General features: G+C 62.6%; 11 protein-coding genes. 8 read left to right on the top strand and 3 right to left on the bottom strand.

Annotation, left to right across the window (positions count from 1 at the left end; genetic code table 11):
- The first annotated feature begins 26 nt into the window (after positions 1-26).
- Positions 27-1,664, top strand: coding sequence for a phosphoglucomutase (alpha-D-glucose-1,6-bisphosphate-dependent) (gene pgm, locus M5G17_RS16030; protein WP_273893886.1), 1,638 nt, complete (start codon positions 27-29; stop codon positions 1,662-1,664).
- A 67-nt stretch (positions 1,665-1,731) separates the two neighbouring features.
- Here the strand turns inward: pgm and M5G17_RS16025 are convergent, their stop codons facing one another.
- Positions 1,732-2,430 (bottom strand): pirin family protein, encoded by a 699-nt coding sequence (locus M5G17_RS16025; protein WP_273893885.1) that lies wholly within the window; start codon positions 2,428-2,430, stop codon positions 1,732-1,734.
- A gap of 188 nt (positions 2,431-2,618) precedes the next feature.
- Here M5G17_RS16025 and M5G17_RS16020 point away from each other — a divergent pair, with 188 nt between their 5' ends.
- A complete protein-coding gene (locus M5G17_RS16020; RefSeq protein WP_273893884.1) occupies positions 2,619-5,129 on the top strand; it encodes a UvrD-helicase domain-containing protein in 2,511 nt (836 codons plus the stop codon).
- Between the two features lie 436 nt (positions 5,130-5,565).
- Here the strand turns inward: M5G17_RS16020 and M5G17_RS16015 are convergent, their stop codons facing one another.
- The gene (locus tag M5G17_RS16015; RefSeq protein WP_273893882.1) at positions 5,566-5,778 is read right to left on the bottom strand and encodes a cbb3-type cytochrome c oxidase subunit 3; all 213 of its coding nucleotides are present in this window, start codon (positions 5,776-5,778) and stop codon (positions 5,566-5,568) included.
- A gap of 11 nt (positions 5,779-5,789) precedes the next feature.
- The gene (gene ccoN, locus M5G17_RS16010; protein ID WP_273893881.1) at positions 5,790-7,217 is read right to left on the bottom strand and encodes a cytochrome-c oxidase, cbb3-type subunit I; all 1,428 of its coding nucleotides are present in this window, start codon (positions 7,215-7,217) and stop codon (positions 5,790-5,792) included.
- A 451-nt stretch (positions 7,218-7,668) separates the two neighbouring features.
- On the opposite strand from ccoN, the gene M5G17_RS16005 reads away from it, so the two are divergent.
- Genes M5G17_RS16005 through M5G17_RS15980 form a run of 6 tightly spaced genes read left to right on the top strand, consistent with a single transcriptional unit; the run spans position 7,669 to position 14,040 of the window.
- Complete coding sequence (locus M5G17_RS16005; RefSeq protein ID WP_273893880.1) at positions 7,669-9,267, top strand: phosphopantetheine-binding protein; 1,599 nt, start codon at positions 7,669-7,671, stop codon at positions 9,265-9,267.
- Complete coding sequence (locus tag M5G17_RS16000) at positions 9,254-10,831, top strand: class I adenylate-forming enzyme family protein (RefSeq protein WP_273893879.1); 1,578 nt, start codon at positions 9,254-9,256, stop codon at positions 10,829-10,831. Before M5G17_RS16005 ends, M5G17_RS16000 begins: the two co-directional genes overlap by 14 nt.
- A gap of 44 nt (positions 10,832-10,875) precedes the next feature.
- Positions 10,876-11,802 (top strand): alpha/beta fold hydrolase, encoded by a 927-nt coding sequence (locus tag M5G17_RS15995; RefSeq protein ID WP_273893878.1) that lies wholly within the window; start codon positions 10,876-10,878, stop codon positions 11,800-11,802.
- 12 nt (positions 11,803-11,814) lie between these two features.
- Positions 11,815-12,498, top strand: coding sequence for a ribulose-phosphate 3-epimerase (rpe, locus tag M5G17_RS15990; protein WP_130264489.1), 684 nt, complete (start codon positions 11,815-11,817; stop codon positions 12,496-12,498).
- Positions 12,499-12,542: 44 nt separating this feature from the next.
- Positions 12,543-13,619 (top strand): uroporphyrinogen decarboxylase, encoded by a 1,077-nt coding sequence (gene hemE / locus M5G17_RS15985; RefSeq protein ID WP_420793352.1) that lies wholly within the window; start codon positions 12,543-12,545, stop codon positions 13,617-13,619.
- A complete protein-coding gene (locus tag M5G17_RS15980; RefSeq protein ID WP_273893876.1) occupies positions 13,612-14,040 on the top strand; it encodes a MarR family winged helix-turn-helix transcriptional regulator in 429 nt (142 codons plus the stop codon). Before hemE ends, M5G17_RS15980 begins: the two co-directional genes overlap by 8 nt.
- The last annotated feature ends 64 nt before the right edge of the window (positions 14,041-14,104 follow it).

The raw sequence follows: 14,104 nt of genomic DNA, 5'->3' as shown, positions 1-14,104 counted from the left end.
CCGAACATCCTTTCTTGAGGTTTTGCATGAAGCTCAGTCCTTTGGCGGGCAAACTGGCCCCGGCCTCCGTGCTGGTGGATATCCCGAAATTGTTGACCGCCTATTACACTGGCCAGCCTGATGCCAGCATCGCCACCCAGCGGGTTGCCTTCGGCACCTCCGGGCATCGCGGCAGCTCCCTGGACCTGAGCTTCAACGAGCACCACGTGCTGGCCATCACCCAGGCCATCTGCCTGTACCGTCAGAGCAAAGGTATCAGCGGCCCGTTGTTCATCGGCGCCGACACCCACGCGCTGTCGACTCCTGCAGCGGCCAGTGCCCTGCAGGTGCTGGCGGCCAACGGCGTTGAGGTGATGCTGTCCAAGGATGACGAGTACACCCCGACCCCGGCGGTGTCTCACGCAATCATCTGCTACAACCGCGGGCGCAGCAGCGGCCTTGCCGACGGCATCGTCATCACCCCGTCGCACAACCCGCCGCAAAGCGGTGGCTTCAAGTACAACCCACCCAACGGCGGCCCTGCCGACAGCGACGTCACCAAGTGGATCGAGGCCAAGGCCAACGAACTGCTGGCGGCGAACCTGGACGACATCAAGCAGATTGCCCATGAGCAGGCGCTGGCGGCCAGCACCACCCACCGACATGACTACCTGGGTAACTATGTTGCCGACCTGGAAAACGTCATCGACTTCGACGTTATCCGCAGCGCCAACCTGCGCCTGGGCGTCGATCCGCTGGGCGGGGCAGGGGTGCGTTACTGGTCGGCGATTGCCGAGCACTACAAGCTGAACCTGGAAGTGGTCAATACCGAGGTCGACCCGACCTTCCGCTTCATGTCGGTTGACTGGGACGGGCAGATCCGCATGGACCCATCCTCGCCGTACGCCATGCAGGGCCTGATCGGCCTGCGCGAGCGATTCGACGTGGCTTTTGCTTGCGATCCGGACCACGACCGGCACGGTATCGTCACCCCGAATGGCCTACTGGCACCGAACAACTATCTGGCGGTGGCCATCGACTATCTGTACCAGCATCGCCCGCAGTGGCGCAGCGATGCCGCCGTCGGCAAGACGGTGGTCAGCAGTGGCCTGATCGACCGTGTGACGGCTGCTCTGGGGCGGCGCCTGTATGAGGTGCCGGTAGGCTTCAAGTTCTTCGCCGACGGGCTGTTCGATGGCTCCCTGGGCTTTGGTGGCGAGGAGAGCGCCGGTGCGTCGTTCCTGCGCAAAGACGGCAGCGTCTGGACCACCGACAAGGACGGCCTGATTCCGGCGCTGCTGGCGGCGGAAATCACTGCCCGCACCGGTCGTGATCCGAGCCAGGCCTACGCCGAACTCACCGCCAAGCTGGGCGAGCCGTTTGCCACCCGCGTCGAGGCCAAGGCCAACCCGCAGCAAAAGGCCCTGCTGAGCAAACTGGCACCCGAGCAGGTGAAGTCGACGATGCTTGCCGGTGAGCCGATCGAGCAGATCCTCAGCCATGCGCCGGGCAACAACCAGGCCATCGGCGGCCTGAAGGTCATGACTGCCAACGGCTGGTTCGCCGCGCGGCCGTCGGGTACCGAGGATATCTACAAGATCTACGCCGAAAGCTTTATCGATGAAGCGCACCTGCAGCGCCTGGTGGCAGAAGCCCAGGAACTGGTGGATGCGGCGATTGCCTGATCGCTGAAAGCATCGCGGGGCAAGCCCGCTCCCACAGGGTGGGAGCGGGCTTGCCCCGCGATGGCGTTCACACTACATCGACCAGCACCACCTCGCTGTCCTGCACCGCCGTCACCCTGAGCACCTGCTCATCCTCGATCGCCACCCCGTCCCGGGCCTCGGCGCGCAAGCCGTTGACTTCAACCAGCCCCTTGGCCGGCACCAGGTAGCCACGACGCCCGGCTGCGAAGCGGTACTCGGCAGTTTCCCCGGCGCGCAAGGTCGCTGCCAGCAGCCGTGCATCGGCACGAATCTGCAAGGCATCCTCATCGCCCTCACGACCACTGGCCAGGGTCACGAAGCCTTCGCCGCGTTCGCCCGTGGGGAACGGTCGGGTGCCCCAGGAGGGCGCCTGGCCGACACGCTCAGGAATGATCCAGATCTGGAAGATGCGTGTATCGACCTTTTCCAGGTTGTATTCACTGTGGGTGATGCCGGTGCCGGCGCTCATCACCTGGACGTCACCGGCTTCGGTACGGCCCTTGTTGCCAAGGTTGTCCTGATGGCTGATAGCGCCTTCACGTACATAGGTGATGATTTCCATGTCGCGGTGCGGGTGCGGCGGGAAACCACTGCCGGCGGCAATCAGGTCATCGTTCCAGACCCGCAGGTTGCCCCAGTGCATGCGCGCCGGGTCATGGTATTCGGCAAACGAGAAGTGATGATGGGCATCGAGCCAGCCGTGATTGGCGTGGCCAAGGCTGTTGAAGGGGCGCAGTTGCAGCATGATGGCTGTCCTCGACAGTGAGTGGATGGGCAAATCATCCCTCAAGAACTGATCGAAAATAAGCGTAAATTTCGACTTATTTTGATCATGTAAATCGATATATAGAGCTAGGGTAATTTGTGCGCTTCATCGCCTAATTGACTGATCTGCAAGCAATCGACTGGTGATTTCTGGCTGATGGAGCGAACATGGTCGCTGGTTTTCATTTTGTTGGAGTCGGTGTGTCTGAAGAGCGTCCCAAGCTACCCCTGGAGTTGACTGCGCCGGCGCAATTACCGTGGTTCAGGCGCCTGGCGGCGCGCATGCTCGGACGCGGCCTGAGCCGTTTGCAGGCGCAACACCGCGACTCGTGGTTCCAGGGCCACGCCAGCGGCCAGCGCACTGGCCATGCCGACGGCCTGCGCGAAGGCTATGAAGAAGGGCGGATCGACGGCTATGAGGCCGGGCGCCAGGTGCTGGTGATCCACGACACCCGCCCCGACGGCCATGGTGTGCCGGGTATCGACGACAGCCTGTTCGATGACTGGCGCCTGCCGCTGAGCGCGGAACTTAAAAAACGCTTCAAGGCCGATGTCGCCCAGCACCTGGCGCCCCATGCGCAGCCAAGTGCGGCGCAGTGGAAGATGATCTTCAGCGATACCCCGTCGACCTGCGTGGTGGCCGGCGCCGGTGCTGGCAAGTCGACTTCGCTGGTGCTGCGTATCCTGTTGCTACGGCATTACCTGGGCTACGAGCTGGACGCCATGACCGTGGTGACCTTTACCCGTGAGTCGCGCAAGGACTTCATCAGCCGCCTGCTGCAGGTGTTTGCCTTGTGGCAGGTGGATCTGGGCCAGGTCCAGGCCCGCGAGTTGGTGCGTACCTTCCATTCGCGCATCCTGCCGCTGGTGCGCAGCCTGCCGGGCTTCAGCCAGGTGCGCGCGTTCGAGACCCTTGGCAGCGAACTGCCCGGCGGCAGTGAAGCCAACGCCGAGAGCAACCCGTTCGACCTGCGCATCAATGACGCCCAACGCCAGCAACTGAACCTGTGTTACCGCGACCTGCTGGGCAGCAGCCCGCGTTTTGCCCAGCTGATCGCCAGCCTGCGCCGCGAAGCCCTGCAGCTCAAGGCACTGGACCGTGATCACCCCGATGTGCAAAAGCGCGTGGCGGTGACCCAGTTGTCGGCCAGTCGCGACGAAGAACTCTGCGACACCCTCGAAGACCTGTGGTTTGCCGCCGGTGCCTGGCCGATCAAGGGTATCGAGCCGAGCCGCGAAACGGTCGAGATCAACGGCAGCCGTTTTCATTTTCATGGCCATATCGCCGAGCTGGACGCTTACGTGGTACTGGGTTTCGACCCCAAGGAAAACCAGCAGTACAAGCGTCCGGGGGCAAAGCTTCCGGTGTGGGCGGAGTGGGTGATAAAGCGCACCCTGTTTCAAGCTTTCTGCGATAAGCCTGTGATTTGGATGGAAAATTATTCAGCCGCCAAGCGCCTGGTCTCGTCCCTGGCCGGTGATGCCGTGGCTGGGCCGGGCTTTGATTACAAGGTCAAGGGCGAGCTGGGCGCAGCACCGCTGCTGGATGCCTTTGTTGGCGCTGCCGGCTTTATCGAAAACCTCGGCCTTGAGGTCAACAAGGCGGTCGGCGCCATGAGCTTCCCGGCTGGTGACAGCGACGCGCTGTTCTTCGAGGCCCTGGCCCTGTACTGGAAAGCCCTGGAAGCTCACCTGCTCAGCCAGTCGCCGCCGATCATGAGCTACAACCGCATGTTCGCCTTGTTCGGCGAGAACAACCCGCAGAACCTGCAACTGTTACCTGATCCGCTGCTGCGGCCGCTGGCGCACCTGATGATCGACGAGTTCCAGGACGTCTCACCGCAGATCGTTTCCTGGCTGCGTGCCTGCCTGCGCGAGATCCGTCGCCGCGGCCCGGCCATGCAGATCGGGCGGGTGGCACAGCATTCTTCGTTGCTGTGCGTGGGCGATGACTGGCAGTCGATCTACGGCTGGCGTGGCAGTTCGCCTAAGTACTTCATGGAGTTCAGCAAGGAATTCCCGGCGCCGAGCAACACCCGGGTTATGCTCGCCGACAACTACCGTAGCCACCAGCACATTATCGATGCCGCCGAGCATATCGTTAAGTCGGCACCGGCCATCAGCGGCAAGAAGGCCAAGGCCTGTGGCCCGGCGGCCGAGACACCGCTGCCGGTCAAGGTGCTTGAGCGTGACGAGGCGAGCCTGGCCCAGACCTTGCTGGAGCATTACCGCAACGGCGAGTCGGTGATGCTGCTGTACCGCAAGAGCAGCGACAAGGCGGCGATCGCCGAGCACCTGCAGGCGCTGGTCAACCATGAGGCCGGCTTGCCGGCAGCGCAACGGCGCCTGCGCCAGTTGACCTATCACAGCGCCAAGGGCCTGCAGGCCGACGCGGTGTTCATGCTCGGCGACTGCCAGTACCTGACCCACTCACCCTACAAGAACCAGGTGTATCGCCAGGCGGGGCTGGGTCGCGACGGTGACGCCCAGGCGTTCGACAATGCGCAAAAGGATGAGGTGCTGCGCCTGGCCTACGTGGCTATTACCCGCGCTGCCAGGCACTGCTACTGGTACGTCGAGAAGCCCACGGCAGAGGCGGCCAACCTGCCACGGGCCTCAAGCCAGGTGGATGGGCGCAAGGCGTTCTTCGAGGATGAGCGGGAGGGGGTTGGTAGTTGATTCGCGCGAAGCACTCCCGCCATGCACCAAGGCTGACAACGCCGCTTTCACAGGCCATGGCACGTTGCAACCAATGTGGGAGCCGGCCTTGCCGGCGATGCGCCGCGCGGGCGGCGCTCGATCTCAAGGACGCCACAACCCCTAAGGCGTACACCTACTAGCCCTCACCTCATCTCAAGCCTCACACCTCACCGTCATCACGCAATCGCAAGGTGTGTAGTGGTTCAAAGGCGCAGGCTTTGAGAAGGGGTAAAGCCTGCTAGGTGTACCGCCTTGAGATTTGCTGCGCCCTTGAGATCGAGCGCCACGTGCCATGGCCTGTGAGATCGGCGTTGTCAGCCTGGTGCCAGGCGAGAGTGCGTATCGAGGCCAAAAAGTCTGGCGGCTCACACGCAATCGCGAGATGTGTAGATACTTATCCCGCGATGAGGCCCGTTCACGCCTTCAGCGCCGCATCCGGCGCCACCGCCGGCACCGGTTTGCCGGTGGCAGCCTCGACCCGGCGTGCAACCGCCGGGTCGTCAGCGAAGGGGATCAGGCTGGCCTGATCGTCCACTTCGCTGCTGTGGCGCTGCAGGCAGGCGCTGGTGACCAGGTAGAAGAACAGTACGCCGCTCAGGCAATACAGTGCATACAGCCAGTCATCCATGTGCGTGCCTCCTAGGCCAGGCTGGCGTTGTTCAGCGCCAGTTTTTCATCGGCTACGCGCACAGTGCGCCAGGTGTTGTAGGCCATCAGCAGCATGCCGCTCAAGAAGCACACACCGCCGACAAAGCGCACGATAAAGCCCGGGTGGCTGGCCACCAGCGCCTCGACGAAGGCGTAGGTCAGCGTGCCGTCGTCGTTGGTGGCGCGCCACATCAGGCCCTGGGCGATGCCGTTGACCCACATCGAGGCGATGTACAGCACGGTGCCGATGGTCGCCAGCCAGAAGTGCGCGTTGATCATGCCGATGCTGTGCATCTGCTCGCGGCCAAACACTTTCGGAATCATGTGGTAGAGCGAGCCGAAGGTGATCATCGCCACCCAGCCCAGGGCGCCCGCGTGGACGTGGCCGATGGTCCAGTCGGTGTAGTGGGACAGGGCGTTGACGGTCTTGATCGCCATCATCGGGCCTTCGAAGGTCGACATGCCGTAGAACGCCAGCGACAGCACTAGAAAGCGCAGGATCGGGTCGCTGCGCAGCTTATGCCAGGCACCGGAGAGGGTCATCATGCCGTTGATCATGCCGCCCCAGCTGGGCGCCAGGAGGATCAGCGACATGGCCATGCCCAGCGACTGTGCCCAGTCGGGCAGGGCGGTGTAGTGCAGGTGGTGAGGGCCGGCCCAGATGTACAGGGTAATCAGTGCCCAGAAGTGCACGATTGACAGCCGATAGGAATACACCGGGCGGCCGACCTGCTTGGGCACGAAGTAGTACATCATGCCCAGAAAGCCGGTGGTCAGGAAGAACCCTACGGCGTTGTGGCCGTACCACCACTGGACCATGGCGTCGGTGGCGCCGGAGTACACCGGGTAGGACTTGAACCAGCTCACCGGGATCGACAGGTGGTTGACCACGTGCAGCATGGCGATCACTACGATGAAGGCGCCGAAGAACCAGTTGCCGACATAGATGTGCTTGGCTTTGCGGCGCATCAAGGTGGCGAAGAAGACGATGCCGTAGGCGACCCAGACAATGGCCATCCACACCGCGCCGGTGAACTCGATCTCGGCGTATTCCTTGGTGGTGGTCAGGCCCAAGGGCAAGCTGACCAGCATGATCACGATGGTCGCCTGCCAGCCCCAGAAGGTAAAGGCGGCGAGCTTGTCGCTGAACAGCCGCACCTGGCAGGTGCGCTGTACCGCGTAGTAACTGGCGGCAAATTGCGCGCTACCGGCAAAGCCGAAGATCACAAGGCTGGTGTGCAGCGGGCGCAGGCGGCCGAACGACGTCCACGGCAGGTCGAGGTTGAGTTCGGGCCAGACCAGTTGCGAGGCGATCCAGACGCCCATGGCCATGCCGACGATCCCCCAGACCACCGTCATGACGACGAATTGTCGGACCACCTTGTAGTTATAGGCCTGCGCCTGTTGATGTGTGCTCATGGCTAGTTTCCACAGTTCCTGTATGGCTCGCCCTGCCGTGGGGCAGGGGCACAGGCGCAGACTCTAGAAAGCTGCTGGCATACAAAACAGACTCAGAAACAGACGTTAATACCGGATCAGATAGAACCCCCGTATTCATTGGCTTATATCGAAGCTGTTATGAATCAAGTGCGGCGATTTACCTCTGTGCTGCTGTGAAAAATCGGGCAAACCACGTGGCGCTGTGTCGCAGACTATACCCCGTGGAATTATCTTGACATCACGGTAAATGCGGCCGCAGAATTTCTCAAACTTTGCGCGCAAAGTTTTATGCCGGGACCTTCTCAAACCCGGCAGTGGTGCGCAACCAACCTTGACGCCATCCCGCTATACGCCCCTGTGACGGTGTTCTCCAGCCGGGACGGGGTACGCGCGCAGCGGCGGCACACTATAAGAACGAAGGGAGCAACAGATGAAGCTTTCCAAGGAACTGGTCCTCCAGGCAAAAGCGACGTTCGGGACACCGACCTACCTCTACGATGAAGCCGTGCTACGCAGCAGTTTCAACGAATTGCGCGACGCATTGCCGGACTGCGTGGATATCTTCTATGCGCTGAAGGTCAACCCGAACCTGTCCCTGGTGAAACTGATCCGCTCTTATGGCGGCAATACCGAAGTCTGCTCGTTGGGCGAGCTGGAAATCGCCCTCAAGGCCGGGGTCGATGCCCAGGACATCATTTTCCTTGGCCCGTACAAAAAGCCCGAGGAACATCGGCGCGCCCTGGAAGTCGGGGTGTTCGCCATCGTCGTCGAGTCCGAGACCGAGCTGCGCAAGCTGTCGGCACTGGCCGGCGAGCTTGGCTGCGTGGCCCCGGTGGCGATCCGCATCAACCCGAATTTCTCTGCCTCCGGTTCGCCGTGGAAAATGGGCGGTCGGCCGACCCATTTCGGTATCCAGGAAGACACCGCAGTGGCCAACTTCGGCGATTACGCGGCGCTGCCAAACCTGCAGATCAAGGGCATCCACGTCTATAACGGGACCAAGATCCTCGACGCGCAGTCGGTCTACGACAACGCCAAGTACATCCTCGGCCTGTACCGCAACCTGAGCCGGCGCTACAACCTGGACATGCGCATGGTCGACGTCGGCGGCGGCCTGGGCATCAAGTACTACGAGAACGAAAGCGAGCTCGACACCCGCCAGCTCAAGCAACTGCTGGTGCCCCTGTTCGAGGCGTTCAACCAGCAATTTCCGCAGACCCGCATCATTGTCGAGTCCGGGCGCTTCATTGCCGGCAAGTGCGGCGCCTTGCTGGTGACCGTCGACAACATCAAGGAAAACCACGGCAAGACCTTTGCCGTCACCGACGGCGGCACCAACTGCCACGGCGCCGCCGCCGGCAGCGGCCAGGTACTCAAACGCAACTTTCGTATCGTGCATGCCACCGGCAGTACCGGCGCTGCGCTGCGCGAGTACCATATCTCCGGGCCGCTCTGTAGCCCCGATGACCTGTTGGCCCGTGACCTGCAGATCGAAACCCTGGCCGAAGGCGATATCCTTGCCGTCACCGCTTCGGGCGCCTACGGCCCATCGGCATCACCCACCCTGTTTCACAGCCACGGCCACCCGGCCGAAGTGATCGTCAGCAACGGCCAGTTGTTCCTCGCTCGCGCCCGCCAGACGGCCCTGGACATCCGCGACAGCCATGCCGACGTACCGCTGGCGGCCATGCTCGGTGGCGCGCCAGCGGTGGCCGAACCAACGCCGATCGCCCAGGCCGCGACCCAGCGCCAGCTCAGCGAGATCCTGCGGGTGGTGCTCAAGCTGCCGGAAAGCACGGTGATCAATGCCGACTCGCACCTGCGCGATGACCTGGGGCTGGACTCGCTGACCTCCATGGAGCTGCTGGTCAACCTCGAAGACGATATCGAAGGGTTCTTCGTCAACCCCGACACTATCGTCCCCGGCCACTTCAATACCGTTGCGAGCCTGGCCGGCTATATCGACGCCCATCGTCTGCCGAGCGCACCGCGCCGGGCACGTCACGAGGTGCAGCATGAAGGCGTCTGACGTCCTTTTGCAGCAAGTGCTGGAAGGCCCCAACGGCCTGGATCCGGACAAGGCCGCGATCATCTATGCCGATGAAACCTACACCTATGCCCAGCTTGAAGATGCCAGCGGGCGTTTGGCCGCAGGCCTGCAGGTCAATGGTTTACAGCGCCAGGAGCGGGTGGTGGTGTGCCTGGGCAACCGGGTTGAAACCGTCTGCGCGTTCTGGGGCGTGCTGCGGGCCGGTGGGGTGATGGTCAATGTCGGCCTGGAAACCCCGGCCGACAGCCTTGATTACATCATTCGCGATGCCGAAGCCTCGGTGCTGATCACCACCTCGGAGAAATTCGCCAGCCTGTCGTCCAGCACCGCCGAGCTGAGTTACCTCAAGGCCATCGTGCTGCTCGATGGCGAAGCCGACTCGGCGGTGACTCAGACTTTCGAAAGCCTGCTGGGGCAGGGCGCCGGCATTCCGCTGCCGTGCGGCAACCTCGACCTGGACCTGGCGGCGATCATCTATACCTCAGGTTCAACCGGGGCGCCCAAGGGCGTGATGCTCACCCACCGCAACATGCTGGCGGCGCTCAACTCCCTGCACACGTACCTGGGCTACCAGGCGAGCGACAACGTGCTGTGCTCATTGCCGCTGTCGTTCGACTACGGCCTGTACCAGATGATCATGGCCCTGAGCGCGGGCGCGACCCTGGTGCTGGAAAAGGAATTCACTTGGCCGATCTTTCTGATCAAGAAGATTCGCCAGTACCAGGTCACGGTGATTCCGTTCGTGCCGACCATGCTCATGTTGCTGCACGAGTATGCGCACAAGCGCGAGGCCAACTTTCCGCAGGTGCGCATGGTGACCAACACCGGCGCGGCCCTGAAACCGACCCATATCGCGCAGATGAAGGGCTTGTTCCCCCAGGCGCAGATCTTCTCCATGTATGGCCTGACTGAATGCAAGCGCTGCACCTACCTGCCTCCCGAAGACATTGACGACAAACCGGGCAGTGTCGGTATTGCCATTCCCAATACCGAGTTGTGGCTGGTGGACGACGAAGGCCGGCGAATCGACCAGCCGCATCAGGTCGGCCAGTTGGTGATTCGCGGGGCCACGGTGATGGCCGGCTATTGGCGCAACCCTCAGGCCACCGCGCAGAAACTCAAGCCTGGCCCCTACCCGGGCGAGAGCGTGCTGTACACCGGTGATTACTGCAGCCTCGATCAGGACGGCTACCTGTACTTCCAGGGGCGCATGGACCACGTGATCAAGTCCCGGGGCATGAAAGTTAGCCCCAGCGAGGTCGAGAGCTTTCTCTATGCCATCGACGGTGTCGAGGCTGCGGCGGTGGTCGGTGTCGAACATGCCTCGGTCGGCGAGGGGCTATGGGCCTTCGTGACCTTGGGCCAAGGTGTGGGCCTGACGGCTGGGCAGTTGCTCGAGCGTTGCCGGCACGGCCTGGAGGCGCACAAGGTGCCACTGTCGATCAGTGTCGAAGGCACCTTGCCGCGCACCGCCAATGGCAAGTTCGACCTGCAACAGTTGCAACAGACGGCGCGCAACGCACAACTGGCCGTGGCCGGTTAAGTGTTGCCTTCGATGGGTGAGTCAGTCATACGGGATGTGCGCATATGAGCCTGGTCAACAGAGGGCGCGATCAATCGCTGGACGTCAATGGCAACCATGTTGCCCTGCGGATCTGGGGCAACGAGAACGGCCACCCGGTGCTCGCGGTGCATGGCTGGCTCGACAACGCCGCCTCGTTCGAGCGCATCGCGCCGCTGCTCAAGGATTGCTTTGTGGTCGCCCCGGACCTTGCCGGGCACGGGCGCTCCGAGCATCGTCGCGGTGACAGCGGCTATTACCTGTGGGAGCACGCCGATGACATGAACGCCCTGGTCGAGTGCTTGGGCTGGAAACGTTTTTCCGTGCTTGGCCATTCCATGGGCAGTGGCGTGGCCTCGATTCTGGCGGCGCTGAACAAGTCGATCGACAGCATGGTGTTTGTCGACGGCATGGGTGCGCCGTTCACCATTGCCGAAGAAGACACCGTCGAGCACCTGAAAAAATCCCAGCGCCTGCTGCGTCTGGCTTTGCGCACCCGTCTGCATGGCTTTTCGGCGCCGCAAACGGCGCAGTTCGACAGCCTGGAAGCGGCCATCAACGAGCGACGCAACAGCATTGACGGCACCCTGTGTGCCGAGGGTGCGCGATTGCTGGCCATGCGCGACCTGCTCAGCGTTGGCGATGGCTATCGCTGGCGCCACGACCCGCGCCTGGTGCTGCCGGAGGCCATGCAACTGACCGAGCGCCAGGCGTGCGACTTTTTACGCCAGATCAGTTGCCCCTTGCACCTGATGCTCGGGCGCCAGGGCCTGTTTGCCGGCGCCCAGTTCGACAAAAGAAAACACGCCTTGCCCTGGGCTACTCAGGTGCACTGGCATGACGGCGGCCACCATTTTCACCTGGAAACCCCCAGCGCGGCCTTGATCGAGCAGATCAACGCCGCGCTGCTCCAGCGTGAGGCCGGGCCGCGACAACGATTAGTCAATGAGTAATGGAGTACACCCGTGAAAGAGTTCTGGATTGCACCGTCGATTCTGGCCGCCGATTTCGCCCGCCTTGGCGCTGAAGCCGAGCAGGTACTGGCCGCCGGTGCCGATGTCATCCATGTCGATGTGATGGACAACCACTATGTGCCCAACCTGACCATGGGCCCGCAGTTCTGCAAGGCCCTGCGCAACCATGGCATCACCGCGCCCATCGATGTACACCTGATGGTCACCCCGGTGGATGGGATGATCCAGGCCTTTGCCGAGGCCGGTGCCGACTATATTTCGATTCACCCCGAAGCCACCTTGCACCTGGATCGCTCGCTGCAGCTGATCAAGGACCTGGGCTGCAAGGCGGGCCTGGTGTTCAACCCGGCCAGCACCCTCGATGCTGCGCAATACGTGCTCGACAAGCTCGACCTGATCCTGCTGATGTCGGTCAACCCGGGCTTTGGCGGGCAGAAGTTCATCCACTCGGTATTGCCCAAGATTGCTGCAGCGCGCAAGCTGATCGATGACAGTGGCCGGGCGATCCGCCTTGAGGTGGACGGTGGCGTCAACCTTGAAACCATCGGCCAGGTGGCCGCCGCAGGCGCCGATATGTTCGTCGCCGGAACAGCGATTTTTGCCCAGAGCGATTACCGCGCTACCATCGAGGCTTTGCGCCGCGAGATTGCCCAAGCTGTGCCCAACCGCCACTGATAGGCGGTCTTTCCAACGATTCTCGCGAATCCTGTACGAGTTACCTGTCCTTGCACACTACAACCTTCATCAAGGCCTTGCTGCGTCAGCCGACCGCGCACACGCCGGTCTGGCTCATGCGCCAGGCCGGGCGATACCTGCCCGAATACCGCGAACTGCGGGCCCGGGCCGGATCGTTGCTGAGCCTGGCGAGAAACCCCGATTACGCCACTGAAGCCACATTGCAGCCCTTGCGCCGCTTCAACCTGGATGCGGCCATCGTGTTCTCCGACATCCTCAGCGTGCCCGATGCCATGGGCCTGGGCCTGTATTTTGGGCGCGGCGAGGTGCCGCGCTTTCGCCACCCGTTGCGTGACGAACAGGCCATCATGCGCCTGCGCGTGCCCGCGCCCGAAGCTCTGGAGTACCTGTACCAGACCGTGGCTCAGACGCGCCGCGCGCTGGACCCCAAGACTGCCTTGATCGGTTTTGCCGGCAGCCCCTGGACCCTGGCTTGCTACATGGTCGAAGGCGGGCCGCCGGGTGACTTTCAACTGATCAAGAAAATGCTCTACCGCCGCCCGGAGTTGCTCACGCACATTCTCCAGGTCACAAGCCTAGCGGTGGCGGCCAGCCTCAATGCGCAGATCGAGTCCGGTGCCCAGGCGCTGATGATCTTTGACACCTGCGGTGGCGCCCTGGCCGACGGCGCCTACCAGCGTTTCTCGCTGTTCTACATGCGTGAAGTACTGGCACGTTTGCACAAGACCCATCAGGGCCAGCGGGTGCCATCGATCCTCTACACCAAGGGCGGCAGCCCCTGGCTTGCGCAAATGGCCGATAGTGGCGCCGACGCCCTGAGCCTTGACCCGACCTGTGACCTGGGCATGGCCCGGCATCTGGTTGGCCACAGCGTGGCCTTGCAGGGTAACCTTGACCCCAGCGTGCTGCTCGGCGATACCACCTGCATCCGCCGCGAAGTGCAGCGCACCTTGCAGGCCTTCGGCCCTGCGACGCGGGGTTTTGGCCACGTCTTCAACCTGGGCCACGGAATCTGCCCGGCAACTTCGCCAGAGGCCGTCACGACCCTGGTCGAGGCGGTGCATGAATTCAGTCGCGTGCGCGGAGGTGCCCATGCTTGATCCGACCTTTGATTTCGACCGGATGCTGTGTTTTTCGCTGTACTCCACCGCCAATGCCATGGTCCGCGACTATGCCGAACCGCTGAAGGCGCGTGGGGTGACCTACCCGCAACTGCTGGTGATGGCCGGGTTGTGGGGCCAGGACGATGTCTCGATGAGTGTCCTGAGCGAGCTGACCCTGTTCGACCTTGGCACCCTGACCCCGATCGTCAAGCGCCTGGCTGACAACGGCTTTGTCACCGTCTATCTCGACCCCAGCGACCGCCGCCGGCGCAACTTGCTGTTGACTGACAAGGGCCGCGAGCTCAAGGCACTGGCAGCGCAGGTATTCGGCAACATGGCCTGCAAGATCGACCTGGGCGAGGGGGAGGTGGAGCAGGTGCTGGATGTGTGCCACCGGATCAGGTCGCGCTTGCGTTAATTTATCGACAATCGCTCTAGCCTTGCACCAAGGCTGACAACGCCGCTCTCACAGGCCATGGCAC

Source organism: Pseudomonas rubra (genome assembly GCF_028656935.1).
GTDB lineage: Bacteria > Pseudomonadota > Gammaproteobacteria > Pseudomonadales > Pseudomonadaceae > Aquipseudomonas > Aquipseudomonas rubra.
The sequence above is the reverse complement of the archived record's forward strand: the minus strand, read 5'-3'. Positions and strand labels throughout refer to the sequence as shown.

Coding starts and splice junctions, on each gene's coding strand:
- M5G17_RS16005 (WP_273893880.1), top strand. CDS start 7,669: ATGAAGCTTTCCAAGGAACTGGTCCTCCAGGCAAAAGCGACGTTCGGG.
- M5G17_RS16000 (WP_273893879.1), top strand. CDS start 9,254: ATGAAGGCGTCTGACGTCCTTTTGCAGCAAGTGCTGGAAGGCCCCAAC.
- M5G17_RS16025 (WP_273893885.1), bottom strand. CDS start 2,430: ATGCTGCAACTGCGCCCCTTCAACAGCCTTGGCCACGCCAATCACGGC.
- M5G17_RS16015 (WP_273893882.1), bottom strand. CDS start 5,778: ATGGATGACTGGCTGTATGCACTGTATTGCCTGAGCGGCGTACTGTTC.
- pgm (WP_273893886.1), top strand. CDS start 27: ATGAAGCTCAGTCCTTTGGCGGGCAAACTGGCCCCGGCCTCCGTGCTG.
- M5G17_RS15995 (WP_273893878.1), top strand. CDS start 10,876: ATGAGCCTGGTCAACAGAGGGCGCGATCAATCGCTGGACGTCAATGGC.
- M5G17_RS16020 (WP_273893884.1), top strand. CDS start 2,619: ATGGTCGCTGGTTTTCATTTTGTTGGAGTCGGTGTGTCTGAAGAGCGT.
- M5G17_RS15980 (WP_273893876.1), top strand. CDS start 13,612: ATGCTTGATCCGACCTTTGATTTCGACCGGATGCTGTGTTTTTCGCTG.
- ccoN (WP_273893881.1), bottom strand. CDS start 7,217: ATGAGCACACATCAACAGGCGCAGGCCTATAACTACAAGGTGGTCCGA.